The sequence below is a fragment of the Pseudochelatococcus sp. genome, from assembly GCF_050946405.1.
GTDB lineage: Bacteria > Pseudomonadota > Alphaproteobacteria > Rhizobiales > Beijerinckiaceae > Pseudochelatococcus.
Genome location: NZ_JBMNUS010000001.1, coordinates 508,672 through 527,736, shown reverse-complemented (window position 1 = coordinate 527,736; position 19,065 = coordinate 508,672). Strand labels below are relative to the sequence as shown.

Genomic DNA, 19,065 nt, shown 5'->3' with positions numbered 1-19,065 from the left:
ACGGCGGCGGCCGATACTGCCGGCGGAAGCGGAGCGTAGGGGCGAATGGCGAGCGGAAAACTGATCGGCGTCGGCACAGGCCCCGGCGACCCGGAACTTCTGACCCTGAAAGCCGTGCGCGTGCTGGGCGAGGCCGATGTGGTGGCGCATTTCGCCAAGCGCCGCGCGGATCATCTGGCGGGCGGACGCAGCAACGCGCGCCGTTCGGTGGCCGGCCATCTGCGCCCCGATATCGCGGAACTGCCGCTGCTCTATCCGGTCACGACCGAGATCGACAGGGCGCATCCCGATTACACCGCCGCGATCACCGCCTTCTACGACCGTTCGGCCGAGGACATCGCCGCGCATCTCGACGCGGGACGGACGGTCGCCGTGTTGAGCGAGGGCGATCCGTTCCTTTACGGATCGTACATGCATCTGCATGTGCGCCTCGCGCACCGCTACCCGGCGGAGGTGGTTCCGGGCATCCCGGCCATGTCCGGCTGCTGGTCGGCGGCCGGCCTGCCGCTCGTGCAGGGCGACGACGTGCTCGCCGTGCTGCCCGGCACCCTGCCGGAAGCCGAACTGGCGCGGCGGCTCGCGGATGCGCAGGCCGCCGTCATCATGAAGGTGGGGCGCAACCTGCCGGCCGTGCGCCGGGCGCTCGCGCAAGCCGGCAAGCTGGCGAGGGCGTTCTATGTCGAGCGCGGCACCATGAGCGACGGCGCGATGATGCCGCTGGCGGACAAGCCCGACGACGACGCGCCCTATTTCTCGCTGATCCTCGTGCCCGGCTGGGAGAAGCGCCCATGAGCGAAATATCCATGAGCGAAATACCCATCACCGAAGTGCAAGCGAGCGGCAAGCTGCACGTCATCGGCATCGGCCCCGGCCACCCGGACCAGATCACGCCCGAGGCGCGCGCGGCCCTCGCGGCCGCGACGGACCTCATCGGCTACGGCCCCTATCTCGACCGCCTGCCGCCCGGCCCCGCCGGCCAGCGCCGGCACGCCTCCGACAACCGCGAGGAGCTGGCGCGGGCACGGACGGCGCTCGACCTCGCCGCGTCGGGACGGCATGTCGCAATCGTATCGGGCGGCGACGCGGGCGTGTTCGCCATGGCGGCGGCGGTCTGCGAGGCGGTGGAGCATGGCCCGGAAGTCTGGCGCGCGCTCGACCTCGCCGTCATTCCCGGCATCACCGCCATGCTGGCGGTCGCCGCACGGGCGGGCGCACCGCTTGGACACGATTTCTGCGCGCTGTCGCTCTCCGACAACCTGAAACCGTGGCCGACGATCGCGCAGCGGCTGCGGGCGGCCGCCTCGGCCGGCTTCGTCATCGCGCTCTACAATCCGATCAGCCGCGCGCGCCCGTGGCAACTCGGGGAGGCGTTCGCCATCCTGCGCGGGCATCTGCCCGCCGCGACGCCCGTCATCTTCGGCCGCGCGGTGGGGCGGGCAGGCGGGCGTATCGCCATCGCCCGGCTGGACGAGGCCGATCCCGGCCTTGCCGACATGGCGACCTGCGTCATCATCGGCTCGCCGGAAACGCGGCTCGTGGAACGCCCCGGCCTGCCGCCGCTCGTCTATTCGCCCCGCTCGACGGGAGGGGCGGGCGGATGAGGCAGCAACCGGCGCAACGCCGCCAGCGCCGCGGCGACATCGGGCACAATGGCATCAGGCACAATGGCATCAGGCACGGTGGCGTCTGGCGCGCTCCCGGCCGCATCGACGGGCGGACGCCGCACCATCACGACCGGCAGGCCGAGCCGACGCGCCGCCGCGATCTTGCCGTAGGTCGCCTCGCCGCCGCTGTTCTTGGCGACGATCACCGTCACCCCGTGCGTCTCGAACAGACGCCGCTCCTCTTCCTCCGCGAAAGGGCCGCGCGCCAGCACCACCGCCGCGCCGGGCGGCAGATGCTCCGGCGCGACCGGATCGACGCTGCGCACGACATAGCGATGCCGGGACGCCTGCCGAAAGTTCGCCTGCCGGAAGTTCGCCTGCCGGAAGGCGGCGACCTCCTGCCGGCCGATGGCGAGGAACACGGTCTGCGCTCCCGCGCCCAGCGCCGCGACCGCGCCGGCCATGTCGGCGACCTCGATCCAGCGGTCGCCGGCTTGCCGCACCCAGGCCGGGCGGACGACGGCGATCAGCGGCACGCCGGCAAGGCGCGCGGCGCTGATCGCATGGGCCGACATGCGCGCGGCGAAGGGATGGGTGGCGTCGACCAGCGCACGCACCGCCTCGCGGCGCAGATGGTCGGCGAGCCCTTCAGCGCCGCCGAAGCCGCCGGTGCGCACGCGCACCCTTCCCGGCGGCAGTTGCGGCTGCGCCGTGCGCCCGGCGAGCGACAGCGTGACCGCGAGTTGCGGCCATGCGCCAAGGCTTTGCGCCAGTTGCCGCCCCTCGCCCGTGCCGCCGAGAACGAGAACGGGATGCGGTTCAGAATGATCGGCCGTCATCATGGCATCTAATGTTTCCCGCTCACCCGCGGCAACGGAAAAGTGGCTGTCCGTCGTGGGCGTCGGCGAGGATGGCGTCGCCGGCCTCGCGGAACAGGCGCGGACGCTGATCGGGGCCGCCGCCCATGTGTTCGGCGGCGCGCGGCATCTCGCGCTGGCGCACCCGCTCATACGCGGCGCGGCGCATCCCTGGCCCACACCCTTCGATGCCGCGATGCGCGCCGTGCTGGCGCTGCGGGGAAAGCCCGTCTGCGTGCTGGCCTCGGGCGATCCGTTCCTCCACGGCGTCGGGGCGACGCTGGCGCGCCATGTGCCGCCCGGCGAGATGCGCGTCGTTCCCGCGCCGTCCGCCTTCAGCCTCGCGGCGGCGCGTCTCGGCTGGGCGTTGCAGGATGTCGAGACCGTCTCGCTGCACGGCCGCCCGATCGCGCTCATCCTGCCGCTGCTCCATCCGGGGCGGCGCGTTCTCGCCCTCACCTCGGACGGGCAGGCGCCCGCCGCCATCGCCGCCCTGCTGACGCAGGCAGGCTTCGGCGCATCGGACTTCCGGGTGCTCGAAGCGCTCGGCGGCGCGGAGGAAGCCGTGATCGCCGGCCGCGCGGAAGCCGTTGGCGATGCGCCGTTCCATCCGCTCAATGTCGTGGCGATCACCGTTGCCGCGGCCCACAACGCGCGCATCCTCGGGCGCGCCGCCGGGCTCGACGACGATCTGTTCGCCCATGACGGCCAGATCACCAAGCGGGAGGTGCGCGCGCTCTCCCTATCCGCGCTTCAGCCCCGGCGCGGCGAACTCCTGTGGGATGTCGGCGCGGGGGCGGGCTCCGTCGCCATCGAATGGATGCTGGCCGACGCCTCCCTCGGCGCCATCGCCATCGAGGAACACGCGGAGCGCGCCGCCCGCATCGGCGAGAACGCCGCCCGGCTCGGCGTGCCGGGCCTGCGGATCGTCACCGGCGCGGCGCCCGCCGCGCTCGCGGGCCTGCCGCCGCCGCACGCCGTCTTCGTCGGCGGCGGCGGCACGGACGAGGGCGTCATGCCGGCGGTCATCGACGCCCTGCGGCCCGGCGGCCGGCTCGTCGCCAATGCGGTGACGCTCGCGATGGAGGCGCTGCTCATCGACCTCCACCGCCGGCACGGCGGGGAACTGACGCGCATCGCCATTGCCCGCGCCGCGCCGCTCGGCGGCATGGCCGGCTGGCGGCCCGCCATGCCCGTGACGCAATGGCGGTGGGTGAAACCATGAGCGCCACGAAAACGACGGATCATCTTCCGATCGGACAGAACCGGCTTCGGGGAGAGAGTTCCTCGGCAAGCGCGCTGGCGGGCATCGGCTGCCGCAAGGGCGCGCCGCTCGCCGACGTGCTGGCCGCCATTGAGGCGGCGCTGGCCGTCAACGGCCTCGCCCGCGCGCACCTCGCCGCGCTGGCGACCATCGCGCTGAAGCGGGACGAGCCCGCCATCGCCGACGCGGCGCGGGCGCTCGGAGTGCCGCTCGTCGTCGTCTCCGAAGCCGCCGCGCGGGACGCTTCGGCCCGCTGCCCGACATCGAGCGCCGCGTCGCTCGCCGCCACCGGCATCGCCTGCGTATCGGAGGCGGCGGCGCTCGCGGCAAGCGGCGGGCGGCTCGCGCATCCGCGCGCCGTGCGCGGGGCGGCCGCCTGCGCCATCGCAACATCAAGCCTTCGGGAGCCACGATCATGACCGTTCATTTCATCGGCGCGGGTCCCGGCGCCGCCGATCTCATCACGGTGCGCGGGCGCGACCTGATCGCGCGCTGCCCCGTCTGCCTCCATGCCGGCTCGCTGGTGCCGCCCGCCCTGCTGGACCATTGCCCCGCCGGCGCGCGCATCGTCGACACCGCGCCACTGTCCCTCGACGACATCGAGGCGGAATTCGTGCGCGCCCATGCGGCCGGGCAGGATGTGGCGCGGCTGCATTCGGGCGATCTGTCGGTGTGGAGCGCGGTGGCCGAGCAGATGCGCCGGCTCGACGCGCGCGCCATTCCCTATACGCTCACGCCCGGCGTGCCGGCCTTCGCGGCGGCGGCGGCGGCGCTGGGGCGCGAACTGACCCTGCCGGGCGTGGCCCAGAGCCTCGTGCTGACGCGCGTGTCGGGCCGCGCCTCGCCCATGCCCGCAGGCGAGCGGCTCGAAGCCTTCGCGGCCACCGGCGCGACGCTCGCCATCCACCTCGCCATCCATCGCCTCGCGGATATCGTGGCGGCGCTCGCGCCCTGCTACGGCGCGGATTGCCCCGTCGCCGTGGTGGTGCGCGCCTCCTGGCCGGACGAGCGGATCATCCGCGCCACGCTCGCCACCATCGCGGAAAGGATCGCCGCCGATCCGGTGGAGCGCACGGCGCTCATCCTCGTCGGGCGCTCCCTCGCGGCGAGCGACTTTCAGGACAGCGCCCTTTACAGCATCGATTATCAACGGCGCTTCAGGGGGCGCGACGGATTGTGAGCACCAGCGGCATCATCATCGGCGCGGCACGCTCCGGCGCCGGCAAGACCAGCGTCACCATCGGCCTGATGCGCGCGCTGAAACGCCGCGGCCTCGCCGTGCGCGGGGCGAAATCCGGCCCCGATTACATCGACCCCGGCTTTCACCACGCGGCGACCGGCGCGACCGGCGTCAATCTCGACAGCTGGGCCATGGCCCCGGACTTCATCGACCATCTGGTGCATGCGCAGACGGAAGGCGCGGACGTGCTCGTCGTCGAAAGCGCCATGGGCCTGTTCGACGGCATCGTGTCGGATGCGGGGCGCAGCGGCGCGGCGGCGGATCTGGCGCGCCGCCTCGGACTGCCGGTGCTGCTCGTGCTCGACATCTCCGGCCAGTCGCAGACGGCGGCGGCCATCGCGCGCGGCTTCGCGACCCACGACGCGCAGGTGCGCATCGGCGCCGTGGTGCTCAACCAGGTCGCCAGCGAACGGCACGAGCGGCTGGCGCGCCAGGCCGTCGAGGCGCTCGGCCTCACCGTGGCGGGGGCGGTATACCGCAATGCCGACATGGCCCTGCCCGAGCGCCACCTCGGGCTGGTGCAGGCCGGCGAGCACGCGGCGCTCGACGCCTTCATCGACCGGCTGGCCGACCGCATGGAAGCCTCGCTCGACCTCGACGCCGTGCTCGCCATCGCGGCCCCTCTCGCACCCGCGCCCGGCAATGCGGCCGGCACGGCTTTCGCCCTGCCGCCCCCCGGCCAGCGGATCGCCGTCGCGCTCGACGATGCGTTCAGCTTCGTCTATCCGCATGTCACGCGGCTGTGGCGGCAGGCCGGCGCGGAAATCCTGCCCTTCTCGCCGCTCGCGGACGAGGCGCCGGATGCGACATGCGATGTCTGCTGGCTGCCCGGCGGCTATCCCGAACTGCATGCCGGCAAGCTCGCCGCCGCAAGCCGTTTCCGCGACACCCTCGCCCGCTTCGCCGCAACGCGGCCGGTGCATGGCGAGTGCGGCGGCTTCATGGCGCTGGGGCGAGCGCTGGAGGATGCGAACGGCATCAGCCACCGGATGGCCGGGCTGCTCGGCCATGTGACGAGCTTCGCGCAACGAAAGATGAATCTGGGCTACCGGCAGGCGCTGCTGCTGGCCGACAGCCCCATCGGCCGCAAGGGCGAGATCGTGCGCGGGCACGAGTTCCACTATTCCCGCATTCTCGACCGGGGCGAGGATGCGGCCCTCGCGGAGCTGTTCGACGGGCAGGGCAACAGCCTCGGCCTCGCCGGGGCGCGGCGCGGGCTGGTGAGCGGCACCTTCTTCCACGCCATCGCGCGCCATCCCGCAGGGGCCTGACGCCATGACCGCCGACCGCCCCGCGCCGCTCGCCGACATCCTGCACTGCATCGGCTTCTACACCCGCGTTCCCGTGCCGGCCCTGCCGCCGACGGATCGCCCCTTCGCCGCCCGGCAATGGGCCGCGCCGATAGCGGGGCTGGCGCCGGCGGCGGCGGGCGCGGGCCTGCTGGCGCTGGCGCTCGCCCTGCGCCTGCCGGCGGAAGCCGCCGCCGCGATCGCCATCGCGGGATCGGTGCTCGTGACCGGCGCGCTGCACGAGGACGGCCTCGCCGATGTCGCGGACGGCTTCGGCGGCGGGCGCGATCGTGACAGCAAGCTCGCCATCATGAAGGACAGCCGCATCGGCACCTATGGCGTGCTGGCGCTCGCGCTCGGCTGCCTCGCCCGCTGGTCGGCGCTGGCGGCGCTGGCGGCACACGGCATGGCGGCAGCCGCGAGCGCCCTCGTCGCCGCTCATGTCGCCTCACGCGCGCTGATGCCCGCCTTCATGCGCGCCGTGCCGCCCGCCCGCGCCGACGGCCTTTCGGCGGGCATGGGGCGCATCGGCGGCAAAACCGCCGCCGCCGCGCTGCTGATCGGCGCGCTGGCGCTGTTGCCGCCGGGCGTGCCTTTCGCGCTCGCCGCGCCTCTGCCGCTCGTTATCTGGTTCTTCGCCCTGCGGCGGCTGTGCCGGCGCCAGATCGGCGGGCAGACGGGCGATGTCGTGGGGGCGCTCCAGCAGGGCGCGGAAATCGCGCTGCTGCTCACCGCCTGCGCCTTCCTGCCCTGAAACGCCGACGGAGCCCCTTTCATGCGCCATATCCTCATCATCGGCATCGGCGCCGGCAATCCCGAGCACATGACCGTGCAGGCCATCGGCGCGCTCAACCGCGCCGATATCGTGCTGATTCCGCAAAAGGGCGCGGAAAAGGCGGAACTGGCCGACCTGCGCCGCGAGATCTGCGCCCGCTACCTCACCAATCCGCGCACGCGCCTCGTGCCCTTCGACCTGCCGCAGCGCGACGCGGCGCGCGCCGATTATCGCGGCGGCGTCGACGACTGGCACGCTGCCATCGCGGCCACCTACCGCGCGTTGCTCAAGACGCATCTCGCGGAAGGCGGCACGGCGGCGCTCCTCGTGTGGGGCGATCCGTCGCTCTACGACAGCACGCTGCGCATCGTGGCGCTGTTGAGGGAGAGCGCGGATCTCGCCATCGACCATACCGTCATTCCCGGCATCGCCAGCCCGCAGGCGCTGGCGGCAAGCTTTCGCATGCCGCTCAACACCATCGGCGGCGCGGTTCACATCACCACCGGCCGCAGGCTGGCGCAGGAGGGTTTTCCCGACAACGCCGACACGGCGCTGGTAATGCTTGACGGCGACTTGAGCTTCCGCCATCTCGCCGGCGACGCCTTCGACATCTTCTGGAGCGCGTATCTCGGCATGGCGGACGAAACCGTCATCAGCGGCCGGCTCGCCGATGTCGCGGCGCAGATCGCCGCCACCCGCGCCGATCTGCGCCGGCGCAAGGGCTGGATCATGGACATCTACCTGCTGCGCAAGAGACAGGGCGTCACTTGAGAAACGGGGTATCACTTGCCCGCCGCGCGGGTATCACTTGCCCGCCGCGCGGGTATCACTTGCCCGCCGCGCGGTCGATGATTTCCTCGAAGCGCTTCCGCGCGCGCGGCGGCAGCCCCTGCGGCAGCGTGACGTCGCTCGCGCGGCGCGCGCCCGCCTCGTCCCGCACCTGCACCAGCATCACCATGCCCATGGCGTAGTGGGGCGTGCATTTGATGCCGTAGAAGCCCGGCTCCGTCAGCGTGATCTCGAAAGTCTCGCTCAGCTTGCTGCGGAAGGGCTGCGCGCCTTCGGGAACGAAGCCCTTGATCGTCTCCGCGTTGTGGCCCTTCGTGGTCGGGACGAAGCGGATCGTGTCGCCCGGCGCGATCGCCAGATAGTCGGGCTCGTAGGGCATCGGCCCGATGTCGTTACGATTGAGCATCCTGACCTCGTGAACCTCGCCCGCGACGGCGGCGTCGGCGCCCGTGACGACGGCCGCGCCGATGGCCAGCGCGCGCAAAAGCGATGCAATCCTGCTCATGATGACTGAACCTGCTCCGGTAGATGAAAACGGATGACGCGCCGACCGTCGTGCGCATCCGTCAGGAAGCGCGCGCCGACGGCGAAGATGCGATGCACCAGCGCGTGGGTGATGATGTCGTCCGGCGGCCCCAGCGCGACCAGCCGGCCATGGTCGAGCACCGCGACGCGGTCGCATTGCATCGCCTGGTTGAGATCGTGCAGCGCGATCACCGTCGTCACCGCCAGGCCGCGCACCAGTTGCAGGATGGCGAGCTGGTGGCGGATGTCGAGATGATTGGTCGGCTCGTCGAGCAGCAGATAGTCGGGCTGCTGCGCCAGCGCCCGCGCGATGTGGACCCGCTGGCGCTCCCCGCCCGACAGGGTGTGCCAGTGGCGGCGCTCGAAACCCTGCATGGCGACATCGGCCAGCGCCTGCGCCACGGCCGCGTCGTCCCTGGACGACCAGGGCGCCAGCGCCGAAAGCCATGGCGTGCGGCCAAGCTCCACCGCGTCGCGCACGTCGATGGGCTCGCCCGTATCGGCCTGCTGTTCGACGAGCGCGATCCGGCGCGCGACATCGCGCCGGCGCATGCGGCGCAGGGGAACGCCGCCGAGCGTCACCTCCCCCGCCGCGGGCTCGCGGATGCCGGCCATCAGACGCAGCAGCGTCGATTTGCCGGAGCCGTTGGGGCCGATGAGGCCCAGCGTCTCGCCCGGCCGCAAGGCGAGCGAGATGTCCTCGACGATCCTGACGCGCCGCGCCGCCCAGCTCGCGTTCTCGACGGAAAGCGTCATCGCGGACGCCTCCCGCGGATCAGGATGATGCCGAAGACCGGCGCGCCCACGAGCGCCGTGATGACGCCGATGGGCAGCACCTGCCCCGGAATGAGCGTGCGCGACAGGATATCGGCCGTGATGAGGAAGGCCGCGCCGGCCACCGCGCTGGCGGGGATGAGCCGCCCGTGCCGGACGCCGACGAGAAAGCGCACCGCATGCGGCACCACGAGGCCGACGAAGCCGATGGAACCCGCCACGCTCACCATCACCGCCGTCAGCAGGGCCGCGACCGTGATCAGCACCACCTGCACGCGGCGTACCGGCACGCCGAGCGAGGCCGCCGAATCCGCGCCGAACACGAATGCGTCGAGCGCGCGCGCATGCCAGATGACGATGGTGACGCCCGCCAGCGCCACCGGCACGACGAGGCCCACATCGGCCCAGCGCGCGCCGCTCAGATTGCCCAGCAGCCAGAACATGATGCCGCGCGCCTGCTCGGCATTGGCGGATTTCGTGATGATGAAGGAGGTCAGCGCGTTGAAGAGCTGCGACCCCGCGATGCCCGCCAGCACGATCTGCCCGGCCGCCAGCGCCCCCGCGCCGCCGCCGGCCGCTCGCGCCAGCACGATCACGAACAGAAACGCCACGATCGCTCCGGCGAAAGCCCCGAGCGACAGGGAAACCGCGCCCGCCCCCAGGCCGGCGATGGTGACGGCGACAGCGCCGGTGGAGGCGCCGGCGGAAATGCCAAGAATGTAGGGATCGGCAAGCGCGTTGCGCAACAAGGCTTGCAGCACGACGCCGGACGCCGCCAGCCCCGCCCCGCAGCACGCCGCGACGAAGGTGCGGCTGAGCCTGTAGTGCCACACGATGCCGCGATCGATCGGATCGACGGCATAACCGGCGCCGAACAGCTCGTTGGCCAGCGTATGCAGGATGGTGCGCAGGGGAATGGACGTCTCCCCGATGGAGACGCCCGCCATGATCGCGGCGACGAGCACCGCGACCGCCAGCGACGCGCCCAGCGCGCGCGACAGGCCGGCGCTCCAGCTCGCACCGTTCCCACGCGCGCCGTTCTCATCTGCCCGCGCCGGAGCGGCCGCGCTCATTTCGCCGGATCGAAGGCTTCCAGCCCTTCGGCGAGCGTCTCGATGCCGCCGATGGTGCGGATGGTTGCATCCATCGCATGCGCATCCATGACGATGATGCGGTTGTGCTTCACCGCCTCCATCTGGCTCGCCACCGGATCGGTCCGCAGGAATTCCAGCTTCTTCTCGTGGTCGTCGGCCGGGAAGCGGCGGCGGTTCATCCGCGCGATGACGATGATGTCGGGGTTGGCGCGCGCGATCGTCTCCCAGCCGACGACCGGCCATTCCTCATCGGACTCGACGACGTTGCGGATGCCGAGCTTGTCCATCATGTAGGCGGGCGCGCCCTTGCGGCCGGCGACATACGGATCGATGTCCATGTCCGCGCTGGAGAACCAGAACACGGCGGAGATATCCTTGCTCCTGAAGGCCGCCGCCCGCGCGATGGCCGCCTGCTCGCGCGCCTTGAGATCCGCCACCAGCCTGTCGCCGCGTTCCGGGATGTCGAAGATCTCCGCCAGCTCGCGGATGCCCTGATAGAGGCTTTCCGTGTTGAACAACTCCGAGCGCGTGCCGTCGACGCCGACCGTGTTATCCTTGGCGATGCAGTCGGCGGGCATGGTGTAGGTGGGAATCGAAAGATCGTGGAACTGGTCGCGCGTCGCGACGATGCCCTCCGGCCCGACATGCCAGACGAACTGGATGGCGACGAGATCGGGGCGCTTCTGCACCACGCTCTCGAAGCTGGGGTCGTTGTCCGCCAGCCGCTCCACCTTGTCGTTGACGTCCCGGAACTCCGGCAACACCTCGTTGAACCACACCGAGGTGCCGACAACCCTGTCGGAGAGCCCCAGCGAATAGAGCACTTCGGTGGCGGATTGCCCGATGGTTACGGTGCGCTGCGGCGCGTGATCGAAGGTGACGTCGATGCCGCAGTTCTTCAGCGTCAGCGGATAATGGGTCGCCTCCGCGGCGAACGCGCCCGGCGCGAGGAGAAACGAGGCGACAAGGCCCGCGAGGATGGATTTTCTAGACATCGTTTCCGGCTCCATTCGAAGGCGAACGGCCGGTCTCGACATCGAACGGCACAAACGTGCCTATCAGGGCAAGCGCCTGACACATCATGACGATCCTTTCCTCGGGACACCCCGCCCGCGTCAACATTCCAGTCGTCGGCAGGTCTCCTGACTGACGGATCAGCGCCCTCTCCCGACCTTCCCGGACCATCCGGCCCAGTGGCGTCAAGGGGAGAAGGCTCACCGCCTACAGTTGCGGGGGCAGTTTCGTTTGGCGACGGATCGCCGCGAATTCCCTATTCATTCCCGAAGGAAACCGACGCCGCATAAGCCGATGCGCCGCCGCTTTTGTCAAGCGGCAAGAAACCGGAGCGGCAAGAAACCGGAGCGGCGAGAAACCGAAACGGCAAGAGCCGGAACCGCGCCCCGCGCCGCCGGCTCAGCCTTCTGAAACGCCCGCCCCGGCGAAGGTCGCCATGCTGTTGTGGCACTCCAGCGCGGCGCGCAGGATGTTGAGCGCCAGCGCCGCGCCCGTGCCTTCGCCCAGCCGCAGGTCGAGCTCCAGAACGGCCCTCTTGCCCAGCCGCTCCAGCAGGCGGCGGTGGCCGGGCTCGGCGGAAACGTGGCCGGCGAGACAATGATCGAGCAGCCGGGAATCGACCGCATGCAGCACAGAGGCGGCGGCCGTGCAGATGAACCCGTCGAGCAGCACCGGAATCCGCGCCGCCCTCGCCGCCAGGATCGCGCCGCAGATCGCCGCCTGCTCGCGCCCGCCCAAAGCGGCGAGAACCCGCAGCGGATCGCGGCCGGGGTGGCGCGCGAGCCCTCTTTCGACGACCTCCGCCTTGCGCCGCACGCCCTCGGCTCCCGCCCCCGTGCCGGGACCGACCCATTCGGCCGCCGGCCCGCCGAACAACGCCGCCGCCAGCGCCGCCGCGACCGTGCTGTTGCCGATGCCCATCTCGCCCAGCACCAGCACGTCCGCCGCCGCATCGATCGCCGCCGCACCCCGGTTGAGCGCGACGAGCGTCTCTTCTTCCGTCATCGCAGGTCCGGCGGTGAAATCGGCCGTGGGGCGGTCGAGATCGAGCGCGATCACCTCCATCCGCGCGCCGGCGACACGGCAAAGCTGGTTGATCGCCGCGCCGCCCGCCCGGAAGTTCGCGACCATCTGCGCCGTCACCTCCTGCGGAAACGGGTTGACGCCCTGCGCGCAGACGCCGTGATTCCCGGCAAAGACCAGCGCCTGCGCCAGATCGACCCGCGGATGCGGGTCCGCCCGCCAGCCGGCCATGAACAGCGCCAGTTCCTCCAGCCGCCCGAGGGAGCCTTGCGGCTTCGTCAGCCTGTCCTGATGCGCCGCGGCCGCATCGCGCGCCCCGGCATCGGTGCCGGGAAGGATCGCCGCCATCGGCGCGATATCCGCCAGGGCGGCGAGCGGAAAAGTGGCAAGCGGAAAAGTGGCAAGAGGGGGCGCGCCCGATTCGGATAAAATCACCGTTTCATGCCTTCGTTTCATGTTCACGCATGCGCCCCGCCGGTGGGGCGGCCAGACCGCCGACAAAGCACAATCGCGGCGGCGGGGCCACCGGAATCCGGCGCAAGCCTCAGGAGCCCAGCCTGCCGTTCAGGCCCTTTTCCGGCGCCTCGCCGCCGAGCGCACGGGCGATCACGGTGGCGTTGTGATCGATCATGCCGATATACGTACCTTCATAAGTGCCGGGCGCGCCCATGGCATCGGAAAACAGCTCGCCGCCGATCGTCACCTTATGCCCCTTCGCGGCGGCGCCCTCGATCAGCGCCTTGACGTTGCGGTCGGAGACCGACGATTCGATGAAGATCGCTCCGATCTTGCGGTCGACCAGCACGCCGACCAGATCCTCGATCTGCCTCAGCCCCGCCTCGCTCTCCGTCGAGATGCCCTGAATGCCGAGCACCTCGAAGCCGTAGGCCCTGCCGAAGTAGTTGAAGGCGTCATGCGCCGTGATCAGCACGCGCGAAGCCTCGGGCACCGTGGCAAGCGCCTTGTCCGCATAATCGGCGAGCGCATCGATCTCGGTGAAATGCCGTTCGGCGTTCGCCTCGAAAACGGCCCTCCCGTCGGGGTCGAGCCCGATCAGCGCGTCGCGCGCCGCCGCGACGACGCCCCGCCACAGGCGCGGGTTCATCCAGACATGCGGATCGTAGCGATTCTGATAGTCGTCGTTGGGCAGAAGCCGGTCTTTCGGCAAACTCTCGGCCAGCGCGACAACCGGCTTGCGCTTCGCGAGATCGTGGAAAAATTCCTCAAGCTGGGCCTCCAGATAAAGGCCGTGCCAGAACACGGCGTCGGCCCTCGCCATCGCCGCGATGTCGGAGCGGGTCTGGCGGTAGACATGGGGATCGACGCCCGGCCCCATCAGCGCCCTCACCTCGACACGCTCGCCGCCGACCTGCCGCACCGCATCGGCGATCATGCCCGTCGTCGCGACGACGGCGAGCTTCTTTTCCTGCGCGGCGGCCGGCGCAACCGCCATTGCAGCAGCCAGCGACACGCCGATCAAGCCGGCCAGAACGGCCCGTCTCATCCTGTCAAACATACTCGCATCTCCTTGTTAATGCGACAATTTCGTCGTCCATCGCATATCATCCGTCAATGCAGTTGCAAATCATTTGCAAAAATGGATTGACGCGTGTCCCGCCTTTCTTATTCTGCAATTGCAACTGAATTGCAACAAGGATTCGACCGGATGACGACGATGAACGCAACCGGCAAGAAAAACGCCGCGATGACCGGTTCTCCGCGCCGCGCCCCCCGGCCGCGGCTTTCCGATGCCCGGCCACCTGCAACGGATGCTCCGATGCTTCTCGTTCCCGATGACATGCTGAAGCGCCTGCGCGCGGCGCGCGACAGGCATTCTCTCACGCGCGCCGACATCGCCGACCTGCCACGGACAGCCGGCCTGCTCTATCGGCATGGCCACCGCCATGTCACCGCCGACGACCTGCATCGGGATGCGATCGGCGCCGGCGGGCCGCTATTGCTCGCGACCGTCTACAACGCACTCGACCGATTCTCCGATGCGGGGCTTCTGCGCTGCGTCCGCGTCGACGGCAAGCGGACGTGGTTCTATACCGACACCGGCGACCATCAACATTTCCATTTCGAGGCCGAACGCCGCATCGCCGATGTTCCGCCGGGCCGAAAACGACGAAACGGAGAACTACGTCTACGCTATAACCCTCTGAATTGAGTCTTCGATCGAAGGTCCGCAATGGGGTGGTAAGAAGACCGTCAGTTCATTGTCATGTTCTGACGATTGCGGACGGAGCGCGTGGAAGATGGTGATCTCGCCCGATTCAGATCCGCTCGGCTCCGCATCGGGCGTCAGCCTGGAAGGCCGGGACCTGACCTAACGTTCCAGCGCAACCGCGTCGGCGCCTGCCGGGATGCGCATCGGAGCGGATGGATCGGTGGCCGCACGCCAGACGGCCTCAGCGACGTCCGAGGAAAGGGTCTTCGGAGCGTCCGATGTCCGCATGGCCGCGATCACGTCATTGGCAAACTTGGCATAGGGCGCGGGGAAGCCGCCGTTTTCCTCCAGTCGTGAAAGCGCGGTGCTGCCGAAGCTTGTCTCCGGCGCGGAGCCGGGCAACACGATCCTGACCTCAATTCCAAAAGGGGCGAGTTCCAGCGCCAGGGATTCCGTGAAGGCGTTCACGGCTGCCTTGCTGGCCGTATAGGCCGAAAGGAGCGGCAGCGGCTTCATCGTGACGCTTGAGGTCACGTTGATGACAAGGCCCGCGTTTCTGTCGCGAAACTGGGGCAGGACGGCGCTGATCATGCGCATGGTGCCTAGCGTATTGGTCTCGAAAAGGGACCGGGCAACATCGATTGGAGTGCCTTCAAGGGCGTTGAGCCAGCCGATCCCCGCATTGTTGACCAGCACGTCGAGCGGCCCCGCCGCCTCGACGGCATCGCGAACGCTCTCGTCACTGGTGACGTCGAGCGGCAGAACGACCAGTTTGTCCGACTTCGGCAGCAGGTCGCTGCGCGGCGAGCGCATGGTTGCGATGACCTTCCAGCCACGATCGAGGAAAAGCCTGGCGGTATCGAGACCAAAGCCGGACGAGCAGCCGGTAATGAGCACGGTTTTCATGAGAAGTCCTTTCACGGTGTTCTGACGCCGCTTATGTGGACCCCAAAGACAGGATGCACTATCATGGCATATCCTGATTGCATTAGAGATCGTCCTGTTGATCGACCCCCTTGCCGAAATCGTCAGCATGCTTCAGCCGAGCCTGCCCTTCTCCAAGGCGGCGAGCGGATCCGGAAATTGGCGTGTGGACGGAGCCGGCGACGGAAGCCCGTTCTTTGCGGTGATCCTCGAAGGATCGGCAAGGCTTGCCATCAACGGACAGCCGGGCATTGCGCTGGAGGAGAACGATTTCGTGCTCATTCCGGCCGCCTGCCGCTTCACGATGTCGAGCAATGCCGAAAACACGGATGAAGCCGACGACCCGCTTCGGGTCACGCGGCTCGGCGACGAAACGCGACATGGCGATCCAACCGGTATGCCCAATATGCGCGTGCTGATCGGGCGGCTGGCCTTCGGCTCTCCCGATACAACCCTGGTTTTCGCACTCCTGCCTCGCCTGCTGCACGTGCGCGGTCAGGCACGCCTGACCGCACTCGTACAAATGATCCGCGAGGAAGCGCAAGGCGACAGACCCGCCAGGGAGATCGTGCTCGAAAGGCAGTTGCAGCTTCTTTTGATCGAGGCATTGCGCTCGGATTCCGCCGGGTTGGAAGCGCCGGGCCTGCTGCGGGGCCTTACCGACAAGAATCTCGGCCCATCAATTCGGCAGATGCACGAGAATCCCGCCAAAGCTTGGACGATCGAGGAACTGGCGTCCACTGCCATGCTGTCACGGTCGGTGTTCTTCGACAGGTTTCAAAAACAGACTGGCATGGCGCCCATGGAATATCTGCTGTCGTGGCGGATGGCGCTGGCCAAGGACATGCTGCGGCGCAAGGACGGGGGAATGAAAGAGATCGCCAGACGCATCGGCTACGGCTCGGCAAGCGCCTTCAGCGTTGCCTTTTCCCGTTTTGTCGGCGTCGCACCGAGCCAGTACGGGCACCCGATCCAGAGGGTGCCTAAGGTGCCCACCACATGAAACGTTCCGTTGATGCCCATGGTGACCATCCAAGAGCGGAGGTGCATTCCCGATGCTTGAGCGGCCGAGGAGGCAAGCGGTAGCGTCGATATCGTCATCAGGCTGAAACGCCTCGACACCGCGGCCGGCCGCGCGGACATCGTTCGCTCTCCACGGCAACGGCAACACAGCCGGCGGCATCGCATGCACGCATCCGACAATCGACACGAAAGGAGCCCGCCAATGCCGATCACCGGCCCTGAAAACTTTGCCGCCTTTCCGGCGCCATGAGCGGGAGCGCGATCATGGCTCACGCGCCCGCCCGACACGCCGGAATGGCCGTCGCCGTGATCGATGGCGAGACGCTCGACGGCTACCGCTTCGTCGGCAGCCCCGGTGCGCCGTGCTCATCCACATCGAGGAAATCCACACCCTGCGTTCCGGCCCCACGGCGGGCGCCGGACTGGACAAGCCGGGCTGACGGGATCACGCCGCGAGCGCCGCGGTATCCGGCCGGCCTCCGAACGCGATCCGCCGGTCGCTGATCTTGCGGACAAGCTCGGTATCGTGGCTGACGATGAGGACGGCGCAGTTGCGCTCGCGCGCCACCTCGGTCAGCAATTCCACCGTTTCCTGCTGGGTGATGAGGTCCAGCCGCGAGGTCGGCTCGTCGGCGAACAGGAAAACGGGGTCGAGGAGCAGCACGCGCAGCAGCGCGAAGCGTTGCAGTTCCCCGCCCGATACCTGCGACGGCAGCCTGTCGAGCAGGTCCGGCGACAGGCGCAGCCGCCCGAGCAGCGGCGCGATGCGGCCGGCGTCGAGACCGTGCAGCCGGACGAGATCGCCCAGCGCGCGGCGGATCGAAACCCGCTGCGGGAAGGCGGCGGGCGGGTCCTGATAGAGCTTCTGGAAGCGCACGCGCGCAACCCCCTCGGCCCGCGTCACCGTGCCCGCGTCGGGCTGAACCAGCCCCAGCAGGATATCGCCGAAAGTGCTCTTGCCGCAGCCGCTGGGGCCGGTGATGCCGACGATTTCGCCGGGATGGACGATGAGATCCCGATCGCTGAACAGCAGTTGCCCGCCGCGCGTCTTGCCGAGGCCCGCCGCCGACAGCACCGGCGCGGCCGCCGTCTCCCGCCGTGCCGTCGCCCGCCGCTCCGGCCATGCGGCCGGGTCGGCCGCGATCAGGCGTTTCGTGTAGTCGTGGCGGGGCGCGCCCAGCACCTGCGCCGCCGGCCCCTGCTCGATGATCCTGCCCTCCAGCACGACCGCGACGTCGCCGCCCATGCGGCGCGCCAGTTCCAGATCGTGGGTGATGGTGAGCAGGCCGCCGCCGTCCTCGACCTCCTTCAGCAGCAGCGCGATCACGTCGTCGCGCCTCTGCACGTCGAGCCCCTTGGTCGGCTCGTCGGCGATCACGATCCGCGCGCCGCCCGCCCGCGCGGCGGCGAAGGCCACCCGCTGCGCCATGCCGCCGGACAGCTCGGACGGCAGTTTCCCGCCCGCCCCGCCGAGGCCGAGAGCGGCAAGATCCGCCTGCGCCCGCGTTTGCGCCTCGCCCGCCGGCAAGCGCCGCACGAGACGATAGCCTTCCGCCACCTGCTCCTGCGCGCGCATGGTGGGATCGAGCGCAAGCCACGGCTCCTGCGGCAGCACGCCGATCGTGCGCCCCCACAGGGCGCGATGGCCCTGCCCCGTGCCCAGATCGAGCCGCCTGTCGTCGATCGTCACCCGCCCCCCGGCGCGCAGCCCGCGCGGCAAGGTGCCCATGATCGCCTGCGCCAGCAGGCTCTTGCCCGATCCGGTCTCGCCCAGAATCGTGAACGGCCGCCCGGCATGCAGCGTCAGCGACGCGGGATGAACGAGCAGGCCCGCCGCGAAAACGGCGACCTGCTCCGCAACGAGAAGCGCTGTCATCGGCTGTTGCTCCCGGCGATGAAGTTGAGGCTGAGGATGAGCAGGAACACCGCGACGACCGGCTGCAACAGCGCGTGCGGCGCCTCGTGGTAATAGGGCAGCAGCTCCGTCATCATCAGCCCGAGTTCCGGCGTGGGCGGCCGCACGCCGACGCTGACGAAGCTGAGCGCCGCGATGGCCGCGATGGCCGAGGCCGCGCCGAAAGCGCCGACCGTGAGCACGAGCGGCGCGATCTCGGGCCAGATGTGGCGGCGCACGACGTAGAGCGGCCCGAACCCCAGCAGCCGCGACGCCTGCACGGCCGGCGAGGCGACAAGCGCGCGGGTGACGGAGCGCGTGAGGCGGAAATACTCGATCCACAACACCAGCGAGATGCCGACATAGAGCGCCCAGGGCGCGTTCGGCACGATGGCGACGAACATCAGCACGAGCAGCAGCCCCGGCAGCGCCAGGAAGGCGTCGGCCACCAGCGAGACGAGGCGGTCCACGACGCCGCCCTTCCACGCCGCGAGGATGCCGAGCGCGATGCCTGGCACCGCCGCCGTGACGACGCTGAGCAGCGCCAGCCCCAGCGACAGGCGCAGCGCCGCCGACAGCCGCGCCAGCATGGAGCGGCCCAGATGATCGTAACCGAGCGGCTCCGCCGCCGTCGGACCGCCGAGCGCATGGCGCAGGCTCTGGCGGACGGGATCGGTGTCGATCACGAAGGGCGTGAGGAAGGCGAAGGCGGCGATCGCGGCGAGCAGCACGACGCCCACGATCCGCTGCGCGGACCAGAACGACGTTGCCCGCGCCCCGACGAGAGCAAGATCGGCGGCCATGGA

The 19,065-nt window shown here is 69.8% G+C and carries 20 protein-coding genes and 1 riboswitch; of the genes, 10 read left to right on the top strand and 10 right to left on the bottom strand.

Annotation, left to right across the window (positions count from 1 at the left end):
- Positions 1 to 45: 45 nt before the first annotated feature.
- A complete protein-coding gene (locus ACOYJQ_RS02215; RefSeq protein WP_433456082.1) occupies positions 46 to 792 on the top strand; it encodes a precorrin-2 C(20)-methyltransferase in 747 nt (248 codons plus the stop codon).
- Entirely contained in the window at positions 789 to 1,601 is an 813-nt protein-coding gene (locus ACOYJQ_RS02210) for a precorrin-3B C(17)-methyltransferase (protein ID WP_433456080.1), read from the top strand. Before ACOYJQ_RS02215 ends, ACOYJQ_RS02210 begins: the two co-directional genes overlap by 4 nt.
- Here ACOYJQ_RS02210 and ACOYJQ_RS02205 read toward each other — a convergent pair.
- Positions 1,565 to 2,446, bottom strand: coding sequence for a cobalt-precorrin-6A reductase (locus ACOYJQ_RS02205; protein ID WP_433456078.1), 882 nt, complete (start codon positions 2,444 to 2,446; stop codon positions 1,565 to 1,567). The genes ACOYJQ_RS02210 and ACOYJQ_RS02205 overlap by 37 nt on opposite strands.
- Between ACOYJQ_RS02205 and cbiE the strand changes: the two genes are divergently transcribed.
- The 6 genes from cbiE to cobF are packed head-to-tail and all read left to right on the top strand — an operon-like array spanning position 2,445 to position 7,800.
- Entirely contained in the window at positions 2,445 to 3,686 is a 1,242-nt protein-coding gene (cbiE, locus tag ACOYJQ_RS02200; protein ID WP_433456076.1) for a precorrin-6y C5,15-methyltransferase (decarboxylating) subunit CbiE, read from the top strand. The two genes, ACOYJQ_RS02205 and cbiE, sit on opposite strands and share 2 nt — an antisense overlap.
- Positions 3,683 to 4,144: a cobalamin biosynthesis protein gene (locus ACOYJQ_RS02195; RefSeq protein ID WP_433456074.1), complete on the top strand. Its 462-nt coding sequence runs from the start codon at positions 3,683 to 3,685 to the stop codon at positions 4,142 to 4,144. The genes cbiE and ACOYJQ_RS02195 overlap by 4 nt, the downstream gene beginning before the upstream one ends.
- A complete protein-coding gene (cobM, locus tag ACOYJQ_RS02190) occupies positions 4,141 to 4,905 on the top strand; it encodes a precorrin-4 C(11)-methyltransferase (protein ID WP_433456072.1) in 765 nt (254 codons plus the stop codon). The genes ACOYJQ_RS02195 and cobM overlap by 4 nt, the downstream gene beginning before the upstream one ends.
- A complete protein-coding gene (locus tag ACOYJQ_RS02185) occupies positions 4,902 to 6,236 on the top strand; it encodes a cobyrinate a,c-diamide synthase (protein ID WP_433456070.1) in 1,335 nt (444 codons plus the stop codon). Before cobM ends, ACOYJQ_RS02185 begins: the two co-directional genes overlap by 4 nt.
- A gap of 4 nt (positions 6,237 to 6,240) precedes the next feature.
- Positions 6,241 to 7,008 (top strand): adenosylcobinamide-GDP ribazoletransferase, encoded by a 768-nt coding sequence (locus tag ACOYJQ_RS02180; protein ID WP_433456068.1) that lies wholly within the window; start codon positions 6,241 to 6,243, stop codon positions 7,006 to 7,008.
- A 21-nt stretch (positions 7,009 to 7,029) separates the two neighbouring features.
- Positions 7,030 to 7,800 carry a precorrin-6A synthase (deacetylating) gene (gene cobF, locus ACOYJQ_RS02175; protein ID WP_433456066.1) on the top strand — a complete coding sequence of 257 codons (771 nt, stop codon included), beginning with the start codon at positions 7,030 to 7,032 and terminating at the stop codon, positions 7,798 to 7,800.
- Positions 7,801 to 7,855: 55 nt separating this feature from the next.
- Here cobF and ACOYJQ_RS02170 read toward each other — a convergent pair whose 3' ends face one another.
- The 6 genes from ACOYJQ_RS02170 to ACOYJQ_RS02145 all read right to left on the bottom strand — a co-directional run bounded on the left by ACOYJQ_RS02170 (position 7,856) and on the right by ACOYJQ_RS02145 (position 13,764).
- A complete protein-coding gene (locus tag ACOYJQ_RS02170; protein WP_433456064.1) occupies positions 7,856 to 8,323 on the bottom strand; it encodes a pseudoazurin in 468 nt (155 codons plus the stop codon).
- The gene (locus ACOYJQ_RS02165) at positions 8,320 to 9,099 is read right to left on the bottom strand and encodes an ABC transporter ATP-binding protein (RefSeq protein ID WP_433456062.1); all 780 of its coding nucleotides are present in this window, start codon (positions 9,097 to 9,099) and stop codon (positions 8,320 to 8,322) included. The genes ACOYJQ_RS02170 and ACOYJQ_RS02165 overlap by 4 nt, the downstream gene beginning before the upstream one ends.
- Complete coding sequence (locus ACOYJQ_RS02160) at positions 9,096 to 10,190, bottom strand: FecCD family ABC transporter permease (protein WP_433456060.1); 1,095 nt, start codon at positions 10,188 to 10,190, stop codon at positions 9,096 to 9,098. The genes ACOYJQ_RS02165 and ACOYJQ_RS02160 overlap by 4 nt, the downstream gene beginning before the upstream one ends.
- The gene (locus ACOYJQ_RS02155) at positions 10,187 to 11,206 is read right to left on the bottom strand and encodes an ABC transporter substrate-binding protein (protein WP_433456058.1); all 1,020 of its coding nucleotides are present in this window, start codon (positions 11,204 to 11,206) and stop codon (positions 10,187 to 10,189) included. The genes ACOYJQ_RS02160 and ACOYJQ_RS02155 overlap by 4 nt, the downstream gene beginning before the upstream one ends.
- A 120-nt stretch (positions 11,207 to 11,326) precedes the next feature.
- A riboswitch (cobalamin riboswitch) is annotated at positions 11,327 to 11,521 on the bottom strand.
- A 103-nt stretch (positions 11,522 to 11,624) separates the two neighbouring features.
- Positions 11,625 to 12,596, bottom strand: a complete 972-nt coding sequence (cobT, locus tag ACOYJQ_RS02150; RefSeq protein WP_433456407.1) for a nicotinate-nucleotide--dimethylbenzimidazole phosphoribosyltransferase — start codon at positions 12,594 to 12,596, stop codon at positions 11,625 to 11,627.
- Positions 12,597 to 12,792: 196 nt separating this feature from the next.
- Positions 12,793 to 13,764: a metal ABC transporter solute-binding protein, Zn/Mn family gene (locus ACOYJQ_RS02145; RefSeq protein WP_433456056.1), complete on the bottom strand. Its 972-nt coding sequence runs from the start codon at positions 13,762 to 13,764 to the stop codon at positions 12,793 to 12,795.
- Positions 13,765 to 13,914: 150 nt separating this feature from the next.
- On the opposite strand from ACOYJQ_RS02145, the gene ACOYJQ_RS02140 reads away from it, so the two are divergent.
- A complete protein-coding gene (locus ACOYJQ_RS02140; RefSeq protein ID WP_433456055.1) occupies positions 13,915 to 14,418 on the top strand; it encodes a Fur family transcriptional regulator in 504 nt (167 codons plus the stop codon).
- A gap of 159 nt (positions 14,419 to 14,577) precedes the next feature.
- On the opposite strand, the gene ACOYJQ_RS02135 is transcribed toward ACOYJQ_RS02140, so the two are convergent.
- Positions 14,578 to 15,324: an SDR family oxidoreductase gene (locus ACOYJQ_RS02135; protein WP_433456053.1), complete on the bottom strand. Its 747-nt coding sequence runs from the start codon at positions 15,322 to 15,324 to the stop codon at positions 14,578 to 14,580.
- A 97-nt stretch (positions 15,325 to 15,421) separates the two neighbouring features.
- Here ACOYJQ_RS02135 and ACOYJQ_RS02130 point away from each other — a divergent pair, with 97 nt between their 5' ends.
- Positions 15,422 to 16,345, top strand: a complete 924-nt coding sequence (locus ACOYJQ_RS02130) for an AraC family transcriptional regulator (protein WP_433456051.1) — start codon at positions 15,422 to 15,424, stop codon at positions 16,343 to 16,345.
- Between the two features lie 465 nt (positions 16,346 to 16,810).
- Here ACOYJQ_RS02130 and ACOYJQ_RS02125 read toward each other — a convergent pair whose 3' ends face one another.
- Both ACOYJQ_RS02125 and ACOYJQ_RS02120 read right to left on the bottom strand, forming a co-directional pair.
- On the bottom strand, positions 16,811 to 18,241 hold the full coding sequence (locus ACOYJQ_RS02125; protein ID WP_433456049.1) for an ABC transporter ATP-binding protein: 1,431 nt from the start codon (positions 18,239 to 18,241) through the stop codon (positions 16,811 to 16,813).
- Entirely contained in the window at positions 18,238 to 19,062 is an 825-nt protein-coding gene (locus ACOYJQ_RS02120; RefSeq protein ID WP_433456047.1) for an ABC transporter permease, read from the bottom strand. The genes ACOYJQ_RS02125 and ACOYJQ_RS02120 overlap by 4 nt, the downstream gene beginning before the upstream one ends.
- Between the last annotated feature and the right edge of the window lie 3 nt (positions 19,063 to 19,065).